The 1,017-nt window shown below is 61.2% G+C and carries 1 pseudogene; it reads left to right on the top strand.

The features are described from left to right. Nucleotides 1-254: 254 nt before the first annotated feature. Nucleotides 255-1,017 (top strand): annotated as a pseudogene (locus J0A65_RS24040) (mechanosensitive ion channel); the annotation flags it as partial.

Here is a 1,017-nt window from a genome sequence, read left to right as displayed (position 1 = left end):
AGCAGCAGCAATACCAGCCACCTGCCGGCATCCGGCACCACGCTGACCCTGGCCTACAGTCACCAGTGGTAGGCCCTGGGCGCACAGGGACGTGCGCCAGGCGCTCCGGTTCTCCGCGAGGTGCAGCGGGCTGCGTCGGGTAGCTGCAGCCTTGGGGTCATGACGGTTACCTATACTGGAGCTTGCCCGCTGTCAGCCGGGGTTCGTCCCGCCAGCGAGGCAGCCAACCGGGAGCGATACAAGGATTGCCGGAAATGATTCCTGAAAGTCTCAACACGCAGTTCGAACAATCCGCCAATACCCTGCAAACACTACTGCTCCAACCGGAGACCTATACGCAGATCGGCATCGTCCTGGCGATCTACGTCGGCGCGTGGCTGATTGCCAAACGCATTCAGAAACATACCGCGTCGCTGGGGGCGAGCAGCCAACGGCTGCACGTCTTCATCAAGAAGCTGAGCGATCTGATCTTCCCGGTAACGGCCATCCTGATGCTGCGGGTATCGCTCGAGATCAGCGAGAACCTGCTCAGCCAGGGCTGGCTGGTGCAGGCCGCGCTGATCATTTCGGTGATCCTCATATTCCGCTCGGTGATCCGCAATTTCGTCACCCACAAGCTGCTTGCGACGATGCTCAGGTGGCTGGGCATTCCGCTGTTGTTCCTGCACATGGTCGGCCTGCTGGGCGGCCTGATCCAGATTCTCGAATCCATTTCGGTCAATCTCGGCAACATCGAGATATCGCTCTACGGCATCGCCCGCGTGGCCATCTTCGGCTCCATCCTGTTCTGGCTCGGACGCGTCAGCAGCCGGACGGGGCGCGACTTCATTGCCCACCAGGAAAACCTCGATGAACGCACCCGGGAAGTGGCAGCCAAGCTGTTCGAAGTGTCGATCTTCTTCCTGATCTTTCTCCTGCTGCTGCAGATCATGGGGATCAACCTCACCACGCTCGCGGTGTTCGGCGGGGCGCTGGGGGTCGGCCTGGGCTTCGGCCTGCAGGCGATTGCCTCCAACT

This window comes from Bowmanella yangjiangensis, assembly GCF_017255015.1.
GTDB lineage: Bacteria > Pseudomonadota > Gammaproteobacteria > Enterobacterales > Alteromonadaceae > Bowmanella > Bowmanella yangjiangensis.
Note: the sequence above shows the minus strand (reverse complement) of the source record. Positions and strands in the feature narration are given on the sequence as shown.